The sequence below is a fragment of the Candidatus Tisiphia endosymbiont of Ditula angustiorana genome (genome assembly GCF_964026425.1).
Lineage (GTDB): Bacteria > Pseudomonadota > Alphaproteobacteria > Rickettsiales > Rickettsiaceae > Tisiphia.
On the sequence record NZ_OZ032143.1, the window covers coordinates 1 to 22,786 of the forward strand.

A 22,786-nucleotide genomic window follows, 5' to 3' on the forward strand; every position below is an offset into this window, starting at 1 on the left:
AGACTTGCAACAGGAGAAAGATTAATAAAATACTTGACAATCATGAGCATAATTGCTTGGAGAATTTTTTTTATTACTTTAATTGGCAGAACTAATCCTAATCTACCATGTAGTGTAATATTAGCTGAAGAAGAATGGCGAGTTTTGTATGTAAAGATACACAAAGCAGCTCCCCCTAATAATACAATTCCTACAATAAAAAATGCTATAATATGGGTTGCTAAATTGGGTGGGTATTTAGCAAGAAAAAATGATCTAGAGCCTGGTCCTATTGTATTGTGGAGAGGATGGCAACGGTTATTTGATCTAGTTCAAGGTTATCAATTAGCTAACTCTAATATTTGTGGGTAATAGTAAGGCCATGACACAACCATCCGTGACACTAATAGTTGAGTCTATCCACTTTGTAAATGACCAACTTGAAAAAGGTAAGTATTTTTTTCGTGATATTAGAACAGAAGGAATTCTACTATATGATAGTGAGGAATTTGGGCTATCGGAAGCTAAAGACTTGCCATGGTCGGAACGCAGACCAATAGCTGCAGAAGAATATGAAAATTGGTTTGGTAGAGGAAAAAAACTATTTATTGGAATCAAGGCTTTTTTTGAAGATGACAATTATCGCGAATCAGCTTTTTTGCTTCATCAAGCTACTGAGAGTTTTTATAATGCTATTTTGTTAGTATTTGATGGTTATAAACCTAAATTACATGATCTATTAGAACTAAACCAAACTGCACGGATTTTTTATCATGATCTTTGTCGAATATTTCCATATGAAAGTGAAGAGCAAAAAAAATGTTTCACATTACTTCGTGATGCTTATGTTAAAGCAAGATATGACAAAAACTACAGGATCACTAAGGAGCAGTTGCTTTATTTAATTGACCGAGTAGAGCAATTGCAAAAAATTACTGAAAAAATTTGTTTGGAAAAGCTTAGTCAAGAATAAATATATGATATATTCTCAGGGTAATTTAAAAGTCACACTTTAAAATTGAAAAACTGAAGTAATTTTAGGTGGATATGTGATTACAAGCGTCATTGCGAGGAGGTTGCTTGCTCACAACTGTTGAAAGTTCGAAGAGGAAGGGGTTTTAAATAGGGTAACGTCATTGCGAGGAAGACCGTAGGTCGACGAAGCAATCCAGCAAAAATACGGTAATTTATTTCTTTCGTTTCCTGGATTGCTTCGTCGTGCTTACGCACTCCTCGCAATGACGTAATGTACCTATATTCGTCATTGCGAAACCACGTAGTGGTTGAAGCAATCCATAAAGTAATTAGAAATGGATTGCTTCGGCGGCGCTTCACGCCTTCTCGCAATGACGTTCGATATTCTTAATAATTATTTATTTCAACTCCAGAGTGTGACTTTTAAATTACCCTATATATTCTGTAACAAAAGGATTATTATAAACAAAAGGAATTTATATAAATGTCTAAATCTTATAATATTATCCACCATCAATTTGATGTAGTGGTAGTTGGAGCAGGTGGAGCTGGTCTTAGGGCTACTTTTGGTATGGCGAAAGAGGGCTTAAATACTGCTTGCATTAGCAAGCTTTTCCCAACTAGAAGTCATACTGTGGCTGCCCAAGGTGGCATTAGTGCTTCTCTTGGTAATATGGGGCAAGATGATTGGCGTTGGCATATGTACGACACAGTAAAAGGTTCGGATTGGTTGGGTGATCAAGACGCAATTGAGTATATGTGTAAACATGCAGCTGCAGCAGTGCTAGAGCTTGAGCATTATGGAGTACCTTTTTCTCGAACAGAAGAAGGCAAAATTTATCAACGCCCCTTTGGTGGTATGACAACAAATTATGGTAAGGGACAAGCAGCTCAAAGGACTTGTGCTGCAGCAGATCGTACTGGTCATGCAATATTACATACTTTATATCAACAGGCTTTAAAAAATAAAGCCCAATTTTTTATCGAATATTTTGCCCTTGATTTATTAATGAATAATGGAGAATGTGTAGGGGTAGTTGCTTGGAATCTTGATGATGGAACAATTCATTGTTTCCATGCTCACTTAGTGGTATTAGCTACTGGCGGGTATGGTAGAGCTTATTTTTCTGCGACAAGTGCTCATACTTGTACTGGTGATGGAGGTGGCATGGCGGCAAGAAGTTCTATCGCCTTGCAAGATATGGAATTTGTCCAATTCCATCCAACTGGTATATATGGGGCTGGCTGCTTAATTACCGAAGGTGCTAGAGGAGAAGGTGGGTATTTAGTAAATTCTAATGGAGAGCGATTTATGGAACGATATGCTCCCGCTGCTAAGGACCTTGCTTCAAGAGATGTAGTATCAAGAGCTATTACCATGGAAATCAGAGAGGGTAGGGGGGTAGGTGAGCATAAAGATCATGTATTCTTACATTTAGATCATTTACCGCCGGAAATTCTTCACGAACGTTTACCCGGTATTTCGGAAACAGCCAAAATTTTTGCCTCGGTTAATGTTAACATCCAGCCAATACCTGTGTTACCAACAGTACATTATAATATGGGGGGAATACCAACAAATTACCATGGTCAAGTGATTGATAAAGGTCAGGATAATCATAATAAGATTATTCCCGGGTTGATGTCAATTGGTGAAGCAGCTTGTGTTTCAGTACACGGTGCGAATCGTTTGGGATCAAACTCTTTACTTGATTTAGTAGTATTTGGTAGAGCCGCAGCACAAAAAGCTGCTGAAATTGTTAAAGTAGGGCAAAAGCATAAAAGCTTGCCGGAGTCTATATTGGATAAAATAATTAGCAGATTTGATGGTATACGTCATGCTAAAGGAGGTCTACCAGTAGCTGACTTAAGACTTAAAATGCAAAAAATTATGCAAAATCATGCAGCGGTATTTAGAACTCAAGAGGTTCTAGATGAAGGAATAGAAATGATTGACCAGGTAAGAAAGGAATATGCAAATATTCAGGTTAATGATAGATCATTAATTTGGAACAGCGACCTAGTTGAAGCATTAGAACTAGCTAATTTATTAGATCAAGCGGTAATTACTGTGCACTGCGCAGCGGCTAGAAAAGAGAGTAGGGGGGCTCACTCTAGGGAAGATTACCCAGAGCGTAATGATGAAGAATGGATGAAACATACACTCGCTTGGATTGATGAGCAAGGTAAGGTGAAGTTAGATTACAAACCTGTAACTCTTACAACTTTGACAGATGAAGTAGATAGCATTTCGCCAGCTAAACGAGTTTATTAAGAATATGCTAAATTCATTAAAATTATGCCAAGCTTTAAATGAAAAAATATGTCATGATTTTGCAGGATCAATAGGTGCTATAGATAATGCTATTGGGTTAATAAAAACTATAGAGTATCAAGAGAAAGCTACTAAACTGGTTCAGGATAGTACAAATAGACTCATGAGCTATTTACAGTTTTATCGTTATTTATACTCTCTACCTTCTGAGGGGAACAAAATTGCTATTGCAGAAATTGATAGATTAAGTACTGATTTTTTAAAATCAAAAAATCATAATATTGAACTAGTGTTCACAAGGTTAATCAGCACAAATATCGATGACAATATAGCTCAGATTATTATGTGTTTAATTGTTGCAGCATCTAGTAATATATACAGAGATGCTGTTATTAAGGTTGAACTAGAGATACAAAATGACAATTTTATTGGTATAAAAATTGTAGTAACAGCTCCAAACCTCAGGTTTGATCAGGATAGAGCAGATATTTTGCTTGGAAAAAGAACTATTGATGATGTAAGTATAGAAAATGTTCACGAATATTACACTTACTACTTAATTACGGAATATTGTTATAAGTTAGCTATTACTCCATCAACCGATTTTGTCGCACTTATTGCAAATAACACAAAGAAGATAGTGTAACATTTCTTCTGTAAATTTAACGTGAGTAAGCGGGTTAACATTCAATTTACAGAAAGAATGTTATGCTATCTAGAACCTACAACCATAGTACCCTACATTTTTTATGCCGCTGCTGTTAAGAGGTCTTCCGAGTGTCATTGCGAGGAGTCGCTGAAAGCGGCGACGCGGCAATCCAAGATACGCGAAGCGTACTAGAAAAAACAGCTTCGCTGTTTAGCTGGATCGCCACGGCATCTAAAGATGCCTCGCGATGACGATTATAAAAAAATGTAGGGTACTATGACCTACAACTTAAACATATTTTTTAAAAACAATGCTAATTTTCCTCTTTTATTCTTACACTCAAGATCTTCCATACTATTAAGCCAAGTTATTTGAATGACTCGCCTCTCCCCTTCAAACGACATATGACCATGCCACGAATTTTCAGAGCGAACAAATGCTACAAAAGAACCAAATTCCGGATGAATAATAGCTGCTGCACTTTCAAAATTTTTTTTATCCTTTAATACCCGAAAACTACCCCCATCCTTACCGTGTGGCCAGTTGTCATTTAAATATAATAAAGCCGTAACAATTTTAGATTTACTGTCATTATGAATCCTGCCATCATATTTTGCTGACCACCTCCTTATAGTTATCATAAAAGGCTTATCTTTAAGCTCAATCTTTAGTTTTTTAGTCAAGATATCAGCAAGTTTAGGAGCTTGCAATTCTTGGATTAATTTTTTAAAAACTCCCTCATACTTTATACTTTCAAGAGGAAAAAAACCAGAACTCTTTATTTGGGGATAATCGTTAGAAATGATATCTTTTTTATCTATATTAATTACATTTTTAGCAACCATATAAGTATAAGGAGAATTAGATACCAAAGCTGATTCCAATTCATCTAAATTTAGTAATGCAAAAGACATAAAATTAATTTCTTCTAGGTTCCCGCCTACGCGGGAATGACATCTTTTCGGCTTCTTTTCATGACTTTTAAACTGCCCCGAATTATATAACTTAATAAAAACTTGATTATCGAGTAGACAGAATAAGTACCCTCTTATCGTTAAGTTTGCTTTGAACAAATTACGCGAATTCGGGATAAGAATTAACTAATTCTTATCCCGAACTGGCTTTTTATCTTCTTTTATTTAAAATTAATCATGTCTTTGATTTAATGTGATTTTTAAACTACCCTATCTATTCCAGTGATCTGACTTTTTTAAAAAATTCCTTCATTAAATTCTCAGAAATTTCTGCTGAGAAACCATTATATATCTCAGGATGGTAGAAACAAGATTTACTGTTAAAGAAACGTCCTCCATTCTCAACTCCTCCCTGTTTTGGGTCATTTGCTGCATAAAATAATCTGCCTATTCTAGCGAAAGATATTGCAGCAGCACACATTGCACATGGTTCTAAAGTAACATACATATCACAGTCTGATAGATTCTTACTAGATAGAATTTGACAAGATTGATTTATTGCGACAATTTCAGCATGGAGTAGCGGATTCTTTGTTTGTTCAACAATATTATGAGCCTTTGAAATAACTTTGTTACTTACTCTATTAACTATAATAGCACCTACCGGAATTTCATCTTCATTAAAAGCAAGTTGTGCCTGCTTTAAAGCCTCCTCCATGAAGAAATTGTTAAATTTGCTTGATGTTCTCACGGTAATTCACTTTTTCCTCATAACCATATGGATCTAGGTGAATAATTATTTCTGCACCTGGAAACTCTAATAGCAATGCACTATAAATTTTATCACTAAGATAATGAGAACTATACAATGACATATCTCCGTCCATTTCTATGTGACATTGTATAAACGGCTTACTTGCAGCATATCTAGTCTTCATTTCGTGTATACCTTTTACTTCTTTAAATCTAGTAATTATTGAGAGAATTTTTTTTCTATCTTCTTCAGGCATTTCTTCATCAATAAGATTTTTAAAAGCTTTTCTGAATAAAGCATAAGAGGCATATATTATATATATTGCAATACCAATGCCAAATAATGAATCTATAAACCAAAAATGAGTACTTAATTTTATAGAAACAATTACGCCAACATTTGTTAGTAAATCTGTAAAATAATGTAATTTATCTACTTTAATTATTTCAGAACCAGTTTTTTTTATCACATAAGTTTGATAAGCCACCAAAATAATAGTTAGGATAATGCATAAATATAGTACATTAATGCCAGATTCTATATTGCTTGGAACTGATCCATCAATAAGGGACTTTACAGAAGAAAAACCAATAAATATACTAGAAACAAAAAAGAATACTGCTTGTGAAAAAATTGCTAAATCTTGGATTTTTTCATGACCAAATCTATGGTGATAATCAGGTGGCTGCAGTGCAAAACGAATAGCAATCAAATTAATAAGAGATGATGAAATATCAAGCATAGTATCAATTAAAGACGCTAGAATAGATTGAGAATCAGTTACAAGCCACGCATAAGATTTAATAAATAAAATGAATACAGCTATACTAAAAGACAAGTAAGATGCAGACTTGATTAAAATTTGATGCTCTGAATTAGTCATAGAAAAATTTCGATTTTATAGTATAAAATGTATTAGGGTTAGTATATATTAGTGTATAGTATATACTAACCCTAGGGTGTGTCAAATAACGTAACTCTTAAACATATGGTTTTTATGAATTTAACATGCAAAATTATAGCAATTATTTTAGCAGCAACAATGTTACACGGCTGTTCTAGTATGAATAAACAAGGTGGTGGAACGCTAATTGGCGGTGTAGCTGGCGGACTTTTAGGATCACAATTTGGTAAAGGGACTGGTCGTCTTGCCGCAACTGGTATAGGTGTTTTAGCTGGTGCCCTTATTGGTGGTCAAATTGGTCAAACTATGGATGAACATGATAGGAAATTGGCAGAGCTAAGTTCTCAGAAAGCATTAGAGGCTACTCCTAGTGGTCAGAGTGTAGAGTGGCGTAACCCAGATAGTGGTAATTACGGATATGTAACACCAAGCAAAGCTTTCAAAGACGATAGTGGTCAGTATTGCCGTGAGTATACTCAGGTAGTTGTTGTGGGTGGTAAGCAAGAAAAAGCTTATGGGAAAGCTTGTCGTAGACCAGACGGGCAATGGGAAATTGTGCGTTAAGCTCTATCAAAATTTATCATTAGTTGACCTTTATACCCCGTTTAGAATATAACAATCAGGCTAGTACTAAGCCTGATTGTTTCTATTGTAAGCCCTACCAACTTTTAAATTACCCTTAAGTAAATGGGATAACGTAACAAAATTAGAGAGTGAGAATGAAGCAATATAGTGATTTTTCGAAGATTATTCATCGTGAAGGCTACATATTTATTGTAAGCTTTGCAGTTGTGACTTTTTTGCTTTCTACTGTTCATAATAGTTTTGGATATGTAGGATTAGTTATAACCATTTGGTGTATATATTTTTTTAGGAATCCGGATCGATTTACCCCTATTAGTGATGATCTAGTAGTCAGTCCAGCAGACGGAACAGTGCAAAAAATAACTGAAGCAGTTCCTCCGCTAGAACTTGGTCTTGGTAATCAGGAAATGATTAGAGTTAGTATTTTTTTGAATATTTTTAATGTTCATGTAAATCGTATTCCAGCTAATGGAAAGATTTTATCCCTACATTATAATCCAGGAAAATTTTTCAATGCCTCTCTTGATAAGGCAAGTATATATAACGAACGTCAGTCTGTTTTAATGGAAACAAATAGTGGTCATAAAATTGCTTTTGTTCAAATAGCAGGATTAATAGCAAGAAGAATATTATGTGATTTAGAAGAAGATACTGAGGTTAGGGTTGGCGATAGGTATGGTATCATCCGCTTTGGTAGTAGAGCTGACGTCTATTTGCCGCTTAAAACTGCACTTTGTGTTACTGAGGGACAGACTTCAGTTGGTGGAGAAACTATTATTGCTGATTTTAGGATCAAGAAAACATCTGAACTTAAGTTTGAAAAAAGATAATACTCTTACTGCTTTAATATAAGTATACAGGTATAAATTGCTTAAAATACACAAAGTTAAAATAACAAAACCAATTCCGTTTATAAAATTGCTTCCTAATTTTATCACTTTATTGGGTCTTGTGGTTGGTGTTAGTGCTATTAAATTTGGATTAGATGGTAGGTGGGAAAAGGCTGTATATTGCACCTTAGTTGCAGCTATAATAGATGGAATTGATGGTAGGATAGCAAGAATGCTAAATGCTACCAGTCCTTTTGGTGCTGAACTGGATTCATTATGTGATTTTGCTAATTTTGGAGTAGTCCCAGCTTATCTTGTATATTTATGGTCTTTCCAACAATATGAATATAAAGTACTTTCATGGGGTTCTATATTATTGTTTATGGTATGCATGGCCTTAAGGCTTGCAAGGTTTAATACTACTATTTTTCAGGAGATACATAATAAGAAAATAGAATATTTTTTTACTGGCGTGCCTGCACCTTGTGGAGCTTTACTTGCTCTAATGCCAATGATTTTGGATTTTGAAGTGAGTAGCGTTTTAGGTATCAATATCCGTGAACATACCATTATGATAGATTTATATATTGTTGTAATTGCTTTTTTACTTGCCAGCAGCCTACCAACATTCTCAACAAAAAATATTAATATAAAACACGAATATTTATCATTAGCGATGATGGTATTTGCTGTTATCATTATAAGTCTTATTATATATCCATGGTATTTGTTACCATCCATTGCCTTTATATACATGTTATCTATACCAATGTGCTATTTTATTAGTAAGAAATTCTATTAGATTTGTTGCATAATAACTAGGGACAAGTAAGTTAGTCAAGGAGAAGGACTTACTTTTTACAGTCTATGAGTATAAATATAGTATACTCGAACGCTTTGGAGAATTGGTCTATCGAAAAAGCCTAAGAAATTGTAGAAGAATCTTTAGTTAAATTAGTTACTGATGAGTTCTTGACAGGGGAGTTGACTTTATATATATTACGGCTTACCTATATGTCATAGTAATCCTGATAAAGGGGGTGTAGCTCAGTTGGTTAGAGCGTCTGCCTGTCACGCAGAAGGTCGCGGGTTCAAGTCCCGTCACTCCCGCCAAATGGGACAATTGGTTAATTTTGCTAGTTCCGTGAAGGGAAAAGCCAAGGTGTACTCTAGGTTTGAACCATTAAGATTTAGGTTCGCAAACATAAAATTTAGTAATTCCCGTTTTTCAGCTATCGTCGAATCCCTAAAAGTTTCATAGGCGTTTGTAGTAATACCTATTAGGTCTACAAGCTTTTTTGATAATTTGTCATCTACCTTGTCATAACTTTTAATCAGTTCACTTAATTCATATTGCCTATCTCTTAATTGTGTTTTCTTACGCAAAAATTCTTCCCTAGTTAAAACCCCTTCTGTAACTAAGTCTACAATCGAGTCAAGTTTATTTTGAATTTGGGTATGTTCTTGCTTTAATGCACCAACTTCACGGTTAAATTCATGTGCCTTTCCGTGATTAACATTCATAAGATATTCCATCGTCTGCTTTAATATTTCAGGATCTTTGATTTTTAACCTTTTCAGTACTTCTTCAAGCTGCAGCACTATTTGCTCTTCTCTGACCCAAATCATCTTTTCAGGATTTTGTGGATTCCAAGTGCGTAAATAAGTCCATTCTGATACTTTACCATTCTTGTATCTTTTGGTTTTAGTATCAGCAGTAATTAGTTTATCGTATACTTGCAGCAAAACTGCGTAACACTATCTAATTTCTTTGCTAGTATGAATTTATTGTATAAATTTGGATTTCTACTATGCAAATATCACCGATTAATAAAAAACAGATTAATAAAAAACTAGTTGAAAAAGTAGCAGTCATATTATAATATTTGAAATATTAATAATAATGATAATTAATCAAATGAAAAAACCAAAAGTAGCGACCTTAAGTGCTGAAGAACGAGAAGAACTAATACAGCATGTCAAGGAAAGTTCATTAACGGGAGATGAACAGCAAACGATAGTAGAGCTTGTGAAATTTTGTAACGAGCTAATAGACAAGCTAGCATCATCAAATATCAGTATAAATAAGCTTAAGGAAATGCTGATTGGTTTTAAGGCAGATCACAAAAAAAAGATAGTTCAGATTCATTAAAAGAACCGCCAGGTGAATCTGATAACGGGAATGGTGGTAATGAAGGAGAGTGCGATAAGCCCAAAAAGATAGATCGTAGTAATTGGCAAGGTAAATATGGGTTTGATGATTATAAGGATGCGAATACCAGCTATTTAACTCCTGAGAATTTTTGTAGTGGTGATAGCTGTCCTCACTGCTATAATGGCAAACTATATAATAGTGAAGCTAGAAAATTGCTACAATTTACAGGTAATGCTCCAATTACAGTCAACAGATATGTAAAGAAAACGTTACGCTGTAATGCTTGCGATTATACAGTTATGAACAATAAAAATATCAACAAATGGACAAATAGTAGCAGAAGTGCAATAGTGTTACAAAAGACCTATGGTACTCCTTTCTACCGTTTATCTAGGCTGCAAAGTTTAAGTGGTGTTCCTGTGGCACATAGCTCGCTCTGGCAACAATATTTAGATGTTTGGCAAGAAGGTGGTGGAGCTGAAATTTACGGGGTATTATTGGAAATGGCTGCCGAATGTAGTTCACTGAACCTTGATGATACTAGAGCTAGGATTTTAGAAATTACTATAGCCAATAAAAAATTACGTACTCAAAATAAGAAAGGACGCAGCTGTTATACTACTACAATATGTGCTAAGACTGCAAATAATGAGGTGATAGTTTTATATTTTACCGGTAATAGGCATGGTGGAGAAAATATAGGTAACGTACTAAAGAATCGTAAGGATACTGGACTGAAAAATCAAGACAAAAAAAATAATAATTTTGTTTCCCATTTTTGCATTTTTCAAGCTGCAATTTGTTCATAATTTTGCATAGAATTTAGATAGACATTCATGTGCTTTTTGTAACCAATACTTGAATGAAATCTTCTATAATTATAGTGATTGATGTAATCATCAATACCACGCTTTAGCTCTTTAACATCTTTAAAATCATTAATAAATATACAATTATATTTTAAAGTTCGGAAAAATCTCTCCATTATTATATTATCAATACTTCTTCCTTTACCATTCATCGAAACTTTAATGTTATGCTCTTGTAAAATTTCAATGTGTTCATGACTAGTATATTGACTGCCCTGATCACTATTAAATATCTGCGGTGCAGGATATTTGTTAAGTGCATCCCGCAATACTTCAGTTACCAAACTTACATCCATACTATTTGACAATTTATAACTCAACACAGCTCTACTATGCCAATCTATAATTGCCGCCATGTACATAAATCCCGAATTAGTTCGAACATAAGTGATATCTCCACTCCAAACCTCGTTAGCGTTAGGTACGTGTACAGTCCTAGTTGTACCTAGATTAGTCCAATATTTATCAAGCAAATAACTATAAATTTTATGCTGTTTATCTTTTCCAGATGTTAACTTTTTCCTCTTTGGATAAATAGCCTCTATGCCAATCATATTCATATATTTTAGAACCCGATCCTTACCAATAAACAAGCCATCTTCTAATAATTGTCTATGGATATAACGATAACCAAATTCAGGATTATCAGTATATATTTCATCTATTTTATTTAAAATATTTAAGTTATACCCACTAAATGGTTTTGCTTTATAGTACATTGAAGAACGATTAATCTTTAATAATTCATATTGCCTTGTCTTTGGTAACATTGCTAGCTTGAAATCGACAAGTTCTTTTCTATTTGATAAGTCCAAGCTTTGTAGCTTTCCCACAGCCCAATCTCTCTCTACTATTGTTTTTCCAAGAGTTTTCGCTAATTCATCATTTTGTTCTTTCAGCATATTAATTTGTTCCTGATATTTACTTACCAGTTTTGCTGGTTCAAAAGCCAATGCTGCATTTGATATAAATTGTTTCTTCCAATTACTAATTGTCTTGGAGTTTATCTCATATTTTGATGCTATCACTGATAATGGACTCTCTTCTTTCAGCACTTCTAATACTATCCTAGTTTTTTCTTCAGCACTAAAAACTCTTGCTTTTTCTTTTGTCATTTTTCCTCCTAATTTTTTCTTATTATTTTATCTTAATTAGGAAACTTTTAACTCTATTTTTTTGTCCATTTTCTTCAGTCCATTATAGTTTCTATAACAAATTTGATAAGATGAATTATCAGATGGGGAAAGTTTTGCCGTAAATTTACCTTTGGATAGGCGTTTAGAGCATAGCCAAAAGCCTTGACCGTCAAAGGACAAAATTTTAATGGCAGTTCTGTTTTTATTATAGAATAAAAACAAGGAACCATTAAGAGGGTCAGAAGAAAGTTTTTGTCTACAAACAGCGATTAAGCCATCGATACCCTTGTGAAAATCGATGGCAATAGTGGCAACAAAAATAACTGACGCCGGGGTTAGTTGCAGCATAAAAATGTCTGAATTATAGTTTTTGGCTCTAGTGTTTGGATAATAAGCTTGGTACCATTTGGTTTAATAATGTGACAAGTATAGTGATTTTGCTTGGGAGCAGCTACAGGATCGGTATCTATAGAATTTACTAGTTGAAATGGGAGAAAATTAATATTTTGTTGTAGGGATTGATTTGAAGTTGAGACAGAAGAAGTTTTGATGGTAGGTTCATGGGCTTTTTTAGTTGAACTAATTGTTGCTTTATTAATATTAAGATGTTTAGCTATCTCTTGGTAAGAATAATGATGGAGTAATTGGTGAACTAATTCCTTTAGATGGTTTGGTATAGGATCAAACTTATTAGTTTTAGTTTGACGCCAAGCTTTAAATTGCTGAGCTACTTGCTCAATAGTAATCGATGGTATTTGCATAGTATGAAACCCAAATGTATAAAAAATTCATACTAACAAAAAAATTAGATAAAGTTATGCAGTTTTGCTGCAAGTATACATTCTACCGCTGATCTATTAAATTTCGCAAAAAAATACCCTAGGCAAAAACTTTCTCTAGACTCTGTCAATTAGTGGGATTAAATGTGGTGTGGATACTACGCAGGGTGGTGTCAAATACCGAGGTTAGACAAGAAATAGGATGATTTTTAAATCTAACCTCAGTGTCCATTTTTATAGACAAAAATAGGGGTTAATTATATGGTGAGCGATATTAAAGATCAACAACAAAACTACTTAACAAATGAAGAAATAAATAATCTCAGTGAAGTCTCTATACGACTGTTTTGCAAGATCTTCCAAAGCAACAATAGAACGGAGCTAAATCTTGAACAAATTAGACTTGGAGCAGAAGGAGCTGAGTTAGTTGCCAAGTTTCTTGAAAATAATAAAATTACCACCTATATAAATCTTACCGAAACTAATATAGGTTATCAGGGGATAAAGCATCTTGTTAAAGCATTAGAGAATAATATTACTTTAACTGATATAGACCTTGAATACAACAATATTGGAGATCAAGGAGCAATCATACTGGCACAATTCCTAACAAATAATAAAACCATCAAGCGAATAAATCTCAATGTCAATAATATTAATGATGAGGGGTTTGTACAACTTTTCAAGGTCTTAGAAATTAATAGGACTATAAGGCAAGTAAAGCTTAGTTATAATAATATTAGTGATAAGGGGGTAATGGAATTGGTAAAAAGTTTAAATACTAATAAAATTAGTAGCGAAATAATAATGGATTATATAGATCTTGAAAACAATGATATTAGTTATGAAGTGTTAGAGCTATTAATTAAAGTGCTAGAGGAAAATAATAAAAAACTGGTGGATAACTATAACTGAGATATAGGGTTTCCACCACTCCTCCTCCTTTTTAGTTAATCTTATATTTTTACTTTTATAAGGACTAACTGAATAACATTTAACAACTGTTTAAAATTTTTAAATTTTAAACAGTTACATCAATAATAAATACTCCAAAAAATGTCAATAATGTTGCAATTAGCCACAATGGCTAATTACTTATCTAGCTATTTAACCATAACTATAATAATAACTGTAATAAGTGAAATTTGATTTAATTATAGCGATTATTTACTGATGTCTCATCTTTGCAGCTGTTCTTCATATTTTCAAGAAATAATCATATTTATTCCACGATCTCACTGTACTCTTAGGATTATATCAGATAAATGTGTATCTGTTGTTGCGTTGTAGTTGCAAGTAACATCAAAGTAAGTACCACAAGGTTAGAATTAAAACACCAATTTTACTCATCTAACCTTGTGATACACCGTTTTTCATAACCTCAAAAAACAGTAGGAAAATCATATGTCCAATAATGATGAAAATCAACAAGAAGTTAAAGAAATTACTAATTTGTACGAACTTCAACCACAATTAGTGGAAGCACGACTACTCTTAGAAAGGGTTTTAAAAACAGCTTGTTCTAATGATAAGTTAATGAAAAAAATATATGAATATTCCGGTGATAGCTCTACAACCATTATATGGTATTTACAGCAAGTCATAAAATATTTAGATGCCATAATTATTAATAATGAAGTGATTATCGATGCTTTAGCTGGTAAATTTTAGTAAAATTACTTATCTTTATTTTTTTAACCTGTGATATTAAGATAACAAAGTAGGGTTTAGTAGAGTAGACGGAAAAGGTATCCTTTACGTCTACTCTAACTAAAATTATTATTTAGAAATATTTATATAATGATTTTTGGTTCAATAATTTGTTATTAATAATTCATTAGATATTTTTCTATAATTTGACATAGAATATTTAACGGTAATAGTGCTAATATTAAAACCTTTATATAAATCTCTAATAAAGCTTGTATCACTGTTAGAGAGCATAAGTTTTACACCTTTATTACTTAATTCTTTGGCAAAATTACTAAGTCTTACTTGGTCATTTTCACCAAATGGTAACCTAGTATAAAAAGTTTCACCTGATTTATGATAAGGTGGATCAAAATAAACAAAATCATTGGTCTTAGGTTCAATAAAAGAGAAATCACTTGTGTAAATTAGAGTATTTTGTAAAAGATTGCTGCATTGGTTAAGTATGGTAGCAAAATTATTAGATTGACAATATTTCCTTGTAGAATAAGACATTTGTACTTGGTTATATTTATTTACTCGATATACCCCTCTAAAAGAATATCGATTTAAATATAAAAATCTTGCAGTAATCTCTAGAGGATCATTACTATTAATATTATTATCTCTGACTTGATAATAATACTCTTTACTATGTTTTAGCTTATATAATTCACATAATGCAATAATTTTTGTTGGATTCTTTTTGACAGCATTGTAGCTTGTTGTAAGTTCAAGATTAATATCAGATAAAAAACACTTGTTGAATTTATCTTTTACTTGGAAAAACAGTGCTCCACCGCCAAGAAAAGGTTCATAATAATCATTTAAATCTAATGGAATGCGTTCAAGCAATTTATCAATAAATTTTCTTTTCCCTCCTACCCATTGAAAAAATGGACTAATAATGGGATTAACTGTAGTACGAATAGCAGTTATTTTAGTAGCCGTGTTGATGCTTTCATTTCTAGTAATTTGCTGCTGGGTCATTTTAATTTATCCTTCAATTATTCTCTAGAAAAGCATAAGAGATTAACTAAAAACGAATAGTTGACATTTTTACCCATTTATTTTGTTGTTTAACCCGAGTTGCCAATTAATTTATAAGAGCAGAGCTAGATTTTAACGTTTGAGGTTAATTTGTAACATTAAAACACTTAATATCTCATCTTACGCAGAGTAAAGAAAAGCTGGATAAAAATAATGGTTAAAATATAGTTAGTTGTATCAAATAAAGATTAATAAAAATGTATGAAACCTTAGATATCTATAGTGATTATTTAATTTGCCAAAATAACAAAGCAACAGCTACTGGATTAGCTGATTTATTATGCGGCGAGATAAGTCATGATAAGTTTACTAGATTTTTAAATGGTAAGGCTTTAGGATCAGCAGAACTTTGGACTTACATCAAAGCCGAAGTTAGGAGAAATGAGAAGAAAGCAGGTGGTATTTTAATATTAGACGATTCAATTGAAGAGAAGCCATATACTGATGAGAATGAGATTATGTGTTGGCATTATTCGCATGCTAAATCTAGGCATATTAAAGGTGTAAACATACTATCATGCCTTGTTCGTTATGGAGATATTACCTTACCAATAGGATATGAGATCGTCCATAAGGATGTAGTTCTTTCTGATATAGCCAGTAAAAAAAATCAAGAAGAAAGCTAGTCTAACTAGAAACGAACATTTTCGTAATTTGATAAAACAAAGTATGGCAAACAAAGTGTTGTTTGAATATGTGCTAGCCGACAACTGGTTTGGAGCAAAAGATAATTTGGAATATATACATAATTTGAATAAGTATTTTATAATCGGTATAAAGTCAAATCGTACTCTTGCTTTGTCGCTAGAAGATAAAATAAAAGGTCAATTTCAACAAGTGACATCATTAAATCTGAAAGATGGTCAGTCGATTAAGGTGTGGCTTAAGGGGCTAGAATTTCCCGTAATGCTCATTAAAAAAGTCTTCATAAACGAAGATAACTCAACTGGTATTCTCTATTTAGTTTCAAATGATCTTAACCATGATGCTGATCATCTATACGAAATCTACCAAAAACGGTGGCAAATAGAGGTTTATCATAAATCAATAAAGCAAAATGCTAGTTTATGTAAAGAAGTCTATTTTGAAATTATTAGCGGTACGAATTCTAAAAGACCTGAGCTAACAAAACTATTAGATAGCATTCAAGCTGGTAATACTTTAGTTATTGCTTCCATTGATAGGTTAGGTAGAAGTTTAAAAGATTTGATAGATATAATTAGCCACTTAAAAAGTCATTCTATAAATTTTCAGAGTCTAAAGGAACAAATGGATACTGGAACAGACGCAGGAATGTTGATGTTCAATATGATGGGTTCTATAGCTGATTTTGAAAGAAGCTTAATAAATAGAAGAATTTATGAAGGGGTGAAAAGAGCAAAAGAACTAGGAAAGTATAAAGGTCGAGTTCATTCATCAGATAAATCCGTAAGAAAGGAATATGTAAAAATGATGAAAACTGGCAATTATCCAGTATCATATATAGCAAAAATGGCAAAAATTTCTAGACAAACCCTTTATAACTGGCAAGCAGAGTTAGCATAATTAAAGTGTTTCTATACTAGACTATGCTAAAATTAGTAGTTTACAATGGTAAAAAGTATCAAAACTTACGCTATTTAGAACCTCACATAGCGTAAGTTTTGTACACTTTAATTCTTATATTTGGTATATACTATCAACACAGTACAAGAACATTATGTTAGGGAAAAAATGATTTGGATCACTTCGCCATATTTAAGACATAATATATTTAGTACCTTTGAAGAATTATCTAATAAGGAGAGGCAATTGAAAGAGTGGATAGGAGGAGCAGTACATGGATATTGGGATAATTTATGCTATTATATATTTAACGATTTATATGATGAGGGGTTGGAAATCCCTATGGGAGCAAGGCAGAGCTTAATTCGTATATTATACACTCGAGAAGAAGTAAATGAGGTTTATAATTTTGCTTGTTTTCTTGATAATTTAACTGAGGAAATAGGAGATTTGCAACCAGATTATGCTTATATTAACCATCCTCAATGGTCAAAAGTATGGAGATGGTCTAAAAATATATATGATATGATGGGTAAGAATAATAAAAAGTATAATTTTTACGAAGAGTGTTATGAAAAGTTTAATAACATGGACTTTCATGAGTATGGAACGTATGTAGAACGTAAAAATGCAGAAGCAGGAAATGAAATGATACCATACGAGAAGCCAATAATTTATAAACGATCTGAATTAGACAAAAACTTAAATAATTTAATTACAGATGTATTCGCATAGATTTTTTATTATAAAAGGCTCTGGATTTTTAACTGTGTAAATTTAAAAATAGGCACTAAATTCGGTCCTCAAATTTTATCAGAAAATGGGTCATGGCTTCGCCCCAGTTTTGGATGGGCATACTCCATTTTCGCGTAATGTAATTAATTAAAAAAAAGTATAATATTATAACGATTGTTTATTTTATTGCTTTCCTAGCAATAGGATTTATATATTTCCTAATAATAAGATTTACATTTGAATGGTTGAAATTGAAGTTTATTCTAGAGCAATTCCTTGCTTCAATAGCTATGAGCTTTTGTTTAATATTCACAATATCCCCTATTTATGTATTTTTTGAAGATAGGTCAATTACCAATCAACTTATTAAAGAATTAGAAAAATCTAATAATGAAACTAAGAGCTATTCTATACTTTTTTCCACCATTACAAAAATCTTACAAATAGATCAAGTAAATAAATTGATCAGTACAGAGAATAAAGATACCCCTTATAACCTAGGACGTTATGTTGGTGCGACTTTAAAAATAAAAAACTTAACAGATAAAACATGTAACCTTACTCCTTCTTTCTTTGAGAAGTTATTTGGGAAATATGATAAAATAGAAATTACAAAAAATACTCTTGTTCCAAATGAAGAAACCTTGATATATATCGTTTTTAGAAATATCAGTAGTATCCATATATTTGAATCTAATTCTTTAAATTATAAATGGGTTGGATTAAAACAAACTGCTGATGAGAAAGAGTATAATAGGATAAATACACTACTAAATCATTATGATTATATATTACATAAAACTTCAGAGTTTCATAAAAACTGGATTGGAACTGAGAGTGAGCGTTGTAAAGATAGAAATAGTGATAGCTGTATATTTTATAAAGATAATGTTTCTAAATTAGAATATTTTACTGACTTACAAAATAGGATTAATACAGAAATACCGCTGGTTATTGAGCAACATTTTTGTAAATGATTTTTATGCTATTTATCAGAATTTACCTTTATAGTAAATACGTATTGAAGTAATATCAGAGGGGAGATAACGTATAACCACTAATTCACCAACATATTCTGCAAGCATTATATTAATGTAACGTAATCCTTACTAATTTCATTTAGTTGTTTTAAGGTAAGTGTTTTCTTACTAGATAATGTAGCTTGTAAAAAGATTTTTGTATCAAGATGTGTACTTGGAAAGCTGATATTATGCAAACCATCAACCATTTTATTAGGCAAAGAGAAGATACTATAATAGTTTGCAAACTTTTATGTTTAGATAAATCACTAAAAGAAATGATTACATTTTTTCATCAACTTGATAGCATGAATCTCTCGTTTGAAAGTATTGAAGACAATTTAATAATTGATAGAAGTAAGTAGCACATTACATTTAACGCAATTCATTTCTACCAAAATTTTAAATTTCAAATAGAACAATTTGAAAATGAGTGATTAACAGGACTTAGAATAAGACAAAATAATTTGGCTCAATTTAGGCAATAGAAATAAATTTACATAACAACTTTAATAGTTGCAAATAAAGTTAGCCAAGCTGATTTATATAATCATTTAATCTTAGTCACAAATTGTCCTTGATTGCTGGAATTCGTGTTTATTATTGCAAGCCGATACACTTAGCTTTTGCAGGCAATTCTCTAAAAAGCAAATCTATTGATTAGAAGTATATTTTATTATAATTTACTTCTTTTGGTATCGGCATCTTAATGATGATATCTTAAATCCCAATATAATGCAAATCAAACAATTTCATTATTCATTATTTCTTTATGCTTGTTGGTTTTGAGATTTTATGGCTATTACAAGCAGATTTTAGTTTTTCTCCAGCAGAGAATTTAGGTTGCACATAAGCTGCAATATTAATTGTTTCACCAGTTCTTGGGTTTTTTCCAGCTCTAGCTGCAACTTTACTAGAGTAAAACTTACCAAAACCTACTAGCATTATTTCTTTACCTTCGGCAAGTATAGAAGTCACTGATTTAGTAAAGATATTAATAACCTTTTCAGCTTCACTTTTAGTACAACCTTCTCTATTTGCTATATACTCAATTAGTTCTATTTTGTGCATGGAAACCTCTATAATGGACTGAAGAAAATGGACAAAAAAATAGAGTTAAAAGTTTCCTAATTAAGATAAAATAATAAGAAAAAATTAGGAGGAAAAATGACAAAAGAAAAAGCAAGAGTTTTTAGTGCTGAAGAAAAAACTAGGATAGTATTAGAAGTGCTGAAAGAAGAGAGTCCATTATCAGTGATAGCATCAAAATATGAGATAAACTCCAAGACAATTAGTAATTGGAAGAAACAATTTATATCAAATGCAGCATTGGCTTTTGAACCAGCAAAACTGGTAAGTAAATATCAGGAACAAATTAATATGCTGAAAGAACAAAATGATGAATTAGCGAAAACTCTTGGAAAAACAATAGTAGAGAGAGATTGGGCTGTGGGAAAGCTACAAAGCTTGGACTTATCAAATAGAAAAGAACTTGTCGATTCCAAGCTAGCAATGTTACCAAAGACAAGGCAATATGAATTATTAAAGATTAATCGTTCTTCAATGTACTATAAAGCAAAACCATTTAGTGGGTATACTCGATGAAAATCAACAATTGCGTTGTTGTTGTCCAAGACCTGCGGTGCTCACGTACTAATGTACGCTGTGCTCCTCGGCTTGGACACTCCTAGCACTTGTTGATTTTGATCTTCGTCTACCAACTCTTCATTTACGAGCAGTATATAACTTAAATATTTTAAATAAAATAGATGAAATATATACTGATAATCCTGAATTTGGTTATCGTTATATCCATAGACAATTATTAGAAGATGGCTTGTTTATTGGTAAGGATCGGGTTCTAAAATATATGAACATGATTGGCATAGAGGCTATTTATCCAAAGAGGAAAAAGTTAACATCTGGAAAAGATAAACAGCATAAAATTTATAGTTATTTGCTTGATAAATATTGGACTAATCTAGGTACAACTAGGACTGTACACGTACCTAACGCTAACGAGGTTTGGAGTGGAGATATCAGTGTGCCGTGCCAAGCGGCTTGAGAGATGAAGGTAGGTCCTTCGCAGTCGATTTACAGGAATAGGCTGCAAACCACTGCATGCGGCAATTGTTTAAGGGCATTGTCGTGAGCGATGCAGAAAAGGCATCCTTGAGGTGTCAGGTATAGACTTAAGAAGACGAACAACAGTGAACCACCGTTCAAGTGTCGAAAGCGCTTCAGATGATGTCAAAACCAAGGAGGTGATGTTGCTTTGGGATAAATTTAGCGGGAACCTGTTTACTGGCTAGGTGGCATCCGGCATAGAGGTGGCGTGAGCTTAAGTCAAGGCTTTCAAGCTGAACACGGGAACCTGTGCAACGATGTTAAAGGAAAGGTACAAGCGGAAATAAAACCGTGAGGCTGATAGTACTGATGCGTATACACAGGGGCGGACAGACATGTAGTAATGATGAAGTTGCTGTAATGGCAATGGAGTGAAGGTGTCTGACCATTTTAGCTGTTCATCACAGTGTCAACTAAATTTATTTAGGAGGAGCTTATGAAGACAGTAAAGCCTTTTGAAATTTCTAAGCAATATGTATGGCAAGCATACCAATGTGTTAAGAATAATAAAGGTGCAGCAGGAGTTGATCAACAAACTATGGAAGAATTTGAGCGAAACCTAAAAGATAATTTGTATAAGATATGGAATCGTATGTCCTCAGGCAGCTATTTTCCTCCTGCAGTAAAAGCTGTGCCTATTCCAAAGAAATCAGGTGGAGAACGAATCCTTGGGATTCCAACTATTTCGGATAGAATAGCACAAACTGTAGTGAAGATGGTACTTGAGCCATTAGTTGAGCCCATATTTGACGAAGATTCATATGGTTATCGCCCAAAGAAATCTGCACATGATGCCATAGCAGTTACAAGAGCAAGATGCTGGAAATATGACTTTGTTGTTGAATTTGATATCAAAGGTTTGTTTGATAATATCGATCACAAACTATTAATGAAAGCATTGGAGAAACATTGTAAGTGCAAATGGGTACTACTTTACGTACAAAGGTGGCTTAAAGCACCATTGCAAGATAAAGATGGAAATATTATTATGCACGATAAGGGAACACCTCAAGGAGGAGTGATAAGTCCAATATTAGCAAATTTATTTTTACATTATGTATTTGATGCATGGGTAAGAAGAGAAATGCCAAGTGTAGCATTTTGTCGTTATGCTGATGATGGTTTACTCCATTGTCAGAGTCAAGAACAGGCAGAATATGTGTTACAAGTTATTAGACAACGATTCCAGGAATGTGGCCTTACGATACATCCTGATAAGTCGGGTATTATATATTGTAAGGACAATAATCGTCGTGATGAATATGAACGAATCAGCTTTGACTTTCTCGGATATAGTTTTAGACCAAGAAGATGTGTAAACAAACAAGGCATGGTTCATCCAAATTTCTTACCTGCGATAAGTAATAACTCTAAGAAAGCAATCATACAAACCATAAGGAGTTGGCACATTCAGCTTAAGAATGACAAGTCCTTATCTGAACTTTCGGAAATGTTTAAAGCTGAGTTAAGAGGTTGGTATAACTATTATGGGCAGTTTTATCCATCGGCAATGCACAACATATGGAAGCACCTGAATTGGTATTTGGAGCGGTGGGTTAGAAGAAAATATAAGAAACTTGCATGGCATAAAAGACGTGCAAGAGAATATCTAAATAGATTAGCAAATCTTAATCCTGAAGCTTTTATACATTGGAAATTAGGAATATATCCAAAGGCTAAAATGGTGGGAGCGGTGTGAGCTGAGAGGTTCACGCACCGTTCTGAGAGCTTACTATTACCCACAAAATAACAATGGTGAAAAAGAAGTAAAAATAATATACTGATTTGCAATTAAAATATTACATTGTAGAGGTATA

28 protein-coding genes, 1 tRNA gene and 1 pseudogene are annotated in these 22,786 nt (G+C 32.8%); 19 read left to right on the forward strand and 11 right to left on the reverse strand.

What is annotated here, in order from left to right; genetic code table 11:
• The 4 genes and pseudogenes from AAGD29_RS10160 to AAGD29_RS00020 form a co-directional block, all read left to right on the forward strand.
• Positions 1-351: pseudogene (locus AAGD29_RS10160) on the forward strand (IS4 family transposase); the annotation flags it as partial.
• A 10-nt stretch (positions 352-361) separates the two neighbouring features.
• Positions 362-952 (forward strand): HEPN domain-containing protein, encoded by a 591-nt coding sequence (locus tag AAGD29_RS00010; RefSeq protein ID WP_341758040.1) that lies wholly within the window; start codon positions 362-364, stop codon positions 950-952.
• A 486-nt stretch (positions 953-1,438) separates the two neighbouring features.
• A complete protein-coding gene (sdhA, locus tag AAGD29_RS00015; RefSeq protein ID WP_341758041.1) occupies positions 1,439-3,229 on the forward strand; it encodes a succinate dehydrogenase flavoprotein subunit in 1,791 nt (596 codons plus the stop codon).
• Between the two features lie 4 nt (positions 3,230-3,233).
• Positions 3,234-3,875, forward strand: coding sequence for a histidine phosphotransferase family protein (locus AAGD29_RS00020; RefSeq protein WP_341758042.1), 642 nt, complete (start codon positions 3,234-3,236; stop codon positions 3,873-3,875).
• A 284-nt stretch (positions 3,876-4,159) separates the two neighbouring features.
• On the opposite strand, the gene AAGD29_RS00025 is transcribed toward AAGD29_RS00020, so the two are convergent.
• The 3 genes from AAGD29_RS00025 to AAGD29_RS00035 form a co-directional block, all read right to left on the reverse strand.
• Complete coding sequence (locus AAGD29_RS00025; RefSeq protein ID WP_341758043.1) at positions 4,160-4,792, reverse strand: 2OG-Fe(II) oxygenase; 633 nt, start codon at positions 4,790-4,792, stop codon at positions 4,160-4,162.
• Between the two features lie 274 nt (positions 4,793-5,066).
• Positions 5,067-5,510, reverse strand: a complete 444-nt coding sequence (locus AAGD29_RS00030; RefSeq protein ID WP_341758044.1) for a nucleoside deaminase — start codon at positions 5,508-5,510, stop codon at positions 5,067-5,069.
• Positions 5,511-5,520: 10 nt separating this feature from the next.
• On the reverse strand, positions 5,521-6,429 hold the full coding sequence (locus AAGD29_RS00035) for a cation diffusion facilitator family transporter (protein WP_341758045.1): 909 nt from the start codon (positions 6,427-6,429) through the stop codon (positions 5,521-5,523).
• A 114-nt stretch (positions 6,430-6,543) separates the two neighbouring features.
• On the opposite strand from AAGD29_RS00035, the gene AAGD29_RS00040 reads away from it, so the two are divergent.
• From AAGD29_RS00040 to AAGD29_RS00055, 4 genes are all read left to right on the forward strand, one after another.
• On the forward strand, positions 6,544-7,014 hold the full coding sequence (locus AAGD29_RS00040) for an RT0821/Lpp0805 family surface protein (RefSeq protein WP_341758046.1): 471 nt from the start codon (positions 6,544-6,546) through the stop codon (positions 7,012-7,014).
• 155 nt (positions 7,015-7,169) lie between these two features.
• Positions 7,170-7,865, forward strand: coding sequence for a phosphatidylserine decarboxylase (locus tag AAGD29_RS00045; protein WP_341748140.1), 696 nt, complete (start codon positions 7,170-7,172; stop codon positions 7,863-7,865).
• A 37-nt stretch (positions 7,866-7,902) separates the two neighbouring features.
• Positions 7,903-8,667, forward strand: a complete 765-nt coding sequence (locus AAGD29_RS00050; RefSeq protein WP_341758047.1) for a phosphatidylcholine/phosphatidylserine synthase — start codon at positions 7,903-7,905, stop codon at positions 8,665-8,667.
• Positions 8,668-8,901: 234 nt separating this feature from the next.
• A tRNA-Asp gene (locus AAGD29_RS00055) sits at positions 8,902-8,978 on the forward strand.
• On the opposite strand, the gene AAGD29_RS00060 is transcribed toward AAGD29_RS00055, so the two are convergent.
• Entirely contained in the window at positions 8,967-9,611 is a 645-nt protein-coding gene (locus AAGD29_RS00060) for a hypothetical protein (protein ID WP_341758048.1), read from the reverse strand. The two genes, AAGD29_RS00055 and AAGD29_RS00060, sit on opposite strands and share 12 nt — an antisense overlap.
• A gap of 157 nt (positions 9,612-9,768) precedes the next feature.
• Between AAGD29_RS00060 and AAGD29_RS00065 the strand changes: the two genes are divergently transcribed.
• Both AAGD29_RS00065 and AAGD29_RS00070 read left to right on the forward strand, forming a co-directional pair.
• Positions 9,769-10,017 (forward strand): hypothetical protein, encoded by a 249-nt coding sequence (locus AAGD29_RS00065; protein WP_341758049.1) that lies wholly within the window; start codon positions 9,769-9,771, stop codon positions 10,015-10,017.
• Between the two features lie 302 nt (positions 10,018-10,319).
• On the forward strand, positions 10,320-10,829 hold the full coding sequence (locus AAGD29_RS00070) for a hypothetical protein (RefSeq protein WP_341758050.1): 510 nt from the start codon (positions 10,320-10,322) through the stop codon (positions 10,827-10,829).
• On the opposite strand, the gene AAGD29_RS00075 is transcribed toward AAGD29_RS00070, so the two are convergent.
• Genes AAGD29_RS00075 through AAGD29_RS00085 form a run of 3 tightly spaced genes read right to left on the reverse strand, consistent with a single transcriptional unit; the run spans position 10,808 to position 12,786 of the window.
• Positions 10,808-12,004: an IS3 family transposase gene (locus AAGD29_RS00075; RefSeq protein WP_341758051.1), complete on the reverse strand. Its 1,197-nt coding sequence runs from the start codon at positions 12,002-12,004 to the stop codon at positions 10,808-10,810. The genes AAGD29_RS00070 and AAGD29_RS00075 overlap by 22 nt on opposite strands.
• Positions 12,005-12,040: 36 nt before the next feature.
• Positions 12,041-12,373 (reverse strand): IS66 family insertion sequence element accessory protein TnpB, encoded by a 333-nt coding sequence (gene tnpB, locus AAGD29_RS00080; protein ID WP_341758052.1) that lies wholly within the window; start codon positions 12,371-12,373, stop codon positions 12,041-12,043.
• Positions 12,361-12,786 (reverse strand): hypothetical protein, encoded by a 426-nt coding sequence (locus AAGD29_RS00085; protein WP_341758053.1) that lies wholly within the window; start codon positions 12,784-12,786, stop codon positions 12,361-12,363. Before AAGD29_RS00085 ends, tnpB begins: the two co-directional genes overlap by 13 nt.
• Before the next feature lie 279 nt (positions 12,787-13,065).
• Between AAGD29_RS00085 and AAGD29_RS00090 the strand changes: the two genes are divergently transcribed.
• Both AAGD29_RS00090 and AAGD29_RS00095 read left to right on the forward strand, forming a co-directional pair.
• Positions 13,066-13,719 carry a hypothetical protein gene (locus AAGD29_RS00090; RefSeq protein ID WP_341758054.1) on the forward strand — a complete coding sequence of 218 codons (654 nt, stop codon included), beginning with the start codon at positions 13,066-13,068 and terminating at the stop codon, positions 13,717-13,719.
• Positions 13,720-14,208: 489 nt separating this feature from the next.
• A complete protein-coding gene (locus tag AAGD29_RS00095; RefSeq protein ID WP_341758055.1) occupies positions 14,209-14,475 on the forward strand; it encodes a hypothetical protein in 267 nt (88 codons plus the stop codon).
• 141 nt (positions 14,476-14,616) lie between these two features.
• Here the strand turns inward: AAGD29_RS00095 and AAGD29_RS00100 are convergent, their stop codons facing one another.
• On the reverse strand, positions 14,617-15,483 hold the full coding sequence (locus AAGD29_RS00100; RefSeq protein WP_341751276.1) for a Dam family site-specific DNA-(adenine-N6)-methyltransferase: 867 nt from the start codon (positions 15,481-15,483) through the stop codon (positions 14,617-14,619).
• 257 nt (positions 15,484-15,740) lie between these two features.
• Between AAGD29_RS00100 and AAGD29_RS00105 the strand changes: the two genes are divergently transcribed.
• The 4 genes from AAGD29_RS00105 (at position 15,741) to AAGD29_RS00120 (ending at position 18,800) form a co-directional block, all read left to right on the forward strand.
• Entirely contained in the window at positions 15,741-16,169 is a 429-nt protein-coding gene (locus tag AAGD29_RS00105; RefSeq protein WP_341758056.1) for a hypothetical protein, read from the forward strand.
• The gene (locus AAGD29_RS00110) at positions 16,153-17,088 is read left to right on the forward strand and encodes a recombinase family protein (protein WP_410521216.1); all 936 of its coding nucleotides are present in this window, start codon (positions 16,153-16,155) and stop codon (positions 17,086-17,088) included. The genes AAGD29_RS00105 and AAGD29_RS00110 overlap by 17 nt, the downstream gene beginning before the upstream one ends.
• A 120-nt stretch (positions 17,089-17,208) precedes the next feature.
• Entirely contained in the window at positions 17,209-17,823 is a 615-nt protein-coding gene (locus AAGD29_RS00115) for an SCO4402 family protein (RefSeq protein ID WP_341758058.1), read from the forward strand.
• 251 nt (positions 17,824-18,074) lie between these two features.
• Positions 18,075-18,800: a hypothetical protein gene (locus AAGD29_RS00120; protein ID WP_341758059.1), complete on the forward strand. Its 726-nt coding sequence runs from the start codon at positions 18,075-18,077 to the stop codon at positions 18,798-18,800.
• A gap of 15 nt (positions 18,801-18,815) precedes the next feature.
• Here the strand turns inward: AAGD29_RS00120 and AAGD29_RS10165 are convergent, their stop codons facing one another.
• The 3 genes from AAGD29_RS10165 to AAGD29_RS00130 form a co-directional block, all read right to left on the reverse strand.
• Positions 18,816-18,908 (reverse strand): Mu transposase C-terminal domain-containing protein, encoded by a 93-nt coding sequence (locus AAGD29_RS10165; protein ID WP_375331615.1) that lies wholly within the window; start codon positions 18,906-18,908, stop codon positions 18,816-18,818.
• A complete protein-coding gene (locus AAGD29_RS00125) occupies positions 18,908-19,063 on the reverse strand; it encodes a hypothetical protein (RefSeq protein ID WP_341751281.1) in 156 nt (51 codons plus the stop codon). The genes AAGD29_RS10165 and AAGD29_RS00125 overlap by 1 nt, the downstream gene beginning before the upstream one ends.
• A 541-nt stretch (positions 19,064-19,604) precedes the next feature.
• On the reverse strand, positions 19,605-19,913 hold the full coding sequence (locus AAGD29_RS00130; protein WP_341751282.1) for an HU family DNA-binding protein: 309 nt from the start codon (positions 19,911-19,913) through the stop codon (positions 19,605-19,607).
• Positions 19,914-20,009: 96 nt separating this feature from the next.
• On the opposite strand from AAGD29_RS00130, the gene AAGD29_RS00135 reads away from it, so the two are divergent.
• The 3 genes from AAGD29_RS00135 (at position 20,010) to ltrA (ending at position 22,668) form a co-directional block, all read left to right on the forward strand.
• Positions 20,010-20,447: a transposase gene (locus AAGD29_RS00135; RefSeq protein ID WP_341758060.1), complete on the forward strand. Its 438-nt coding sequence runs from the start codon at positions 20,010-20,012 to the stop codon at positions 20,445-20,447.
• 160 nt (positions 20,448-20,607) lie between these two features.
• Positions 20,608-20,907, forward strand: coding sequence for an IS3 family transposase (locus AAGD29_RS00140; RefSeq protein ID WP_410521217.1), 300 nt, complete (start codon positions 20,608-20,610; stop codon positions 20,905-20,907).
• Between the two features lie 498 nt (positions 20,908-21,405).
• Entirely contained in the window at positions 21,406-22,668 is a 1,263-nt protein-coding gene (gene ltrA / locus AAGD29_RS00145) for a group II intron reverse transcriptase/maturase (RefSeq protein WP_341758061.1), read from the forward strand.
• Positions 22,669-22,786: the final 118 nt, after the last annotated feature.

Bases quoted from the DNA above. Each gene is read 5' to 3' on its own strand.
- AAGD29_RS00135 (WP_341758060.1), top strand. From the start codon at position 20,010: ATGACAAAAGAAAAAGCAAGAGTTTTTAGTGCTGAAGAAAAAACTAGG.
- tnpB (WP_341758052.1), bottom strand. From the start codon at position 12,373: ATGCTGCAACTAACCCCGGCGTCAGTTATTTTTGTTGCCACTATTGCC.
- AAGD29_RS00095 (WP_341758055.1), top strand. From the start codon at position 14,209: ATGTCCAATAATGATGAAAATCAACAAGAAGTTAAAGAAATTACTAAT.
- AAGD29_RS00020 (WP_341758042.1), top strand. From the start codon at position 3,234: ATGCTAAATTCATTAAAATTATGCCAAGCTTTAAATGAAAAAATATGT.
- AAGD29_RS00035 (WP_341758045.1), bottom strand. From the start codon at position 6,429: ATGACTAATTCAGAGCATCAAATTTTAATCAAGTCTGCATCTTACTTG.
- ltrA (WP_341758061.1), top strand. From the start codon at position 21,406: ATGAAGACAGTAAAGCCTTTTGAAATTTCTAAGCAATATGTATGGCAA.
- AAGD29_RS00105 (WP_341758056.1), top strand. From the start codon at position 15,741: ATGTATGAAACCTTAGATATCTATAGTGATTATTTAATTTGCCAAAAT.
- AAGD29_RS10165 (WP_375331615.1), bottom strand. From the start codon at position 18,908: ATGCTTGCAGAATATGTTGGTGAATTAGTGGTTATACGTTATCTCCCC.
- AAGD29_RS00010 (WP_341758040.1), top strand. From the start codon at position 362: ATGACACAACCATCCGTGACACTAATAGTTGAGTCTATCCACTTTGTA.
- AAGD29_RS00040 (WP_341758046.1), top strand. From the start codon at position 6,544: ATGAATTTAACATGCAAAATTATAGCAATTATTTTAGCAGCAACAATG.
- AAGD29_RS00025 (WP_341758043.1), bottom strand. From the start codon at position 4,792: ATGTCTTTTGCATTACTAAATTTAGATGAATTGGAATCAGCTTTGGTA.
- AAGD29_RS00075 (WP_341758051.1), bottom strand. From the start codon at position 12,004: ATGACAAAAGAAAAAGCAAGAGTTTTTAGTGCTGAAGAAAAAACTAGG.
- AAGD29_RS00030 (WP_341758044.1), bottom strand. From the start codon at position 5,510: ATGGAGGAGGCTTTAAAGCAGGCACAACTTGCTTTTAATGAAGATGAA.
- AAGD29_RS00090 (WP_341758054.1), top strand. From the start codon at position 13,066: ATGGTGAGCGATATTAAAGATCAACAACAAAACTACTTAACAAATGAA.
- AAGD29_RS00130 (WP_341751282.1), bottom strand. From the start codon at position 19,913: ATGCACAAAATAGAACTAATTGAGTATATAGCAAATAGAGAAGGTTGT.
- AAGD29_RS00045 (WP_341748140.1), top strand. From the start codon at position 7,170: ATGAAGCAATATAGTGATTTTTCGAAGATTATTCATCGTGAAGGCTAC.
- AAGD29_RS00085 (WP_341758053.1), bottom strand. From the start codon at position 12,786: ATGCAAATACCATCGATTACTATTGAGCAAGTAGCTCAGCAATTTAAA.
- AAGD29_RS00065 (WP_341758049.1), top strand. From the start codon at position 9,769: ATGATAATTAATCAAATGAAAAAACCAAAAGTAGCGACCTTAAGTGCT.
- AAGD29_RS00100 (WP_341751276.1), bottom strand. From the start codon at position 15,483: ATGACCCAGCAGCAAATTACTAGAAATGAAAGCATCAACACGGCTACT.
- sdhA (WP_341758041.1), top strand. From the start codon at position 1,439: ATGTCTAAATCTTATAATATTATCCACCATCAATTTGATGTAGTGGTA.
- AAGD29_RS00070 (WP_341758050.1), top strand. From the start codon at position 10,320: ATGAACAATAAAAATATCAACAAATGGACAAATAGTAGCAGAAGTGCA.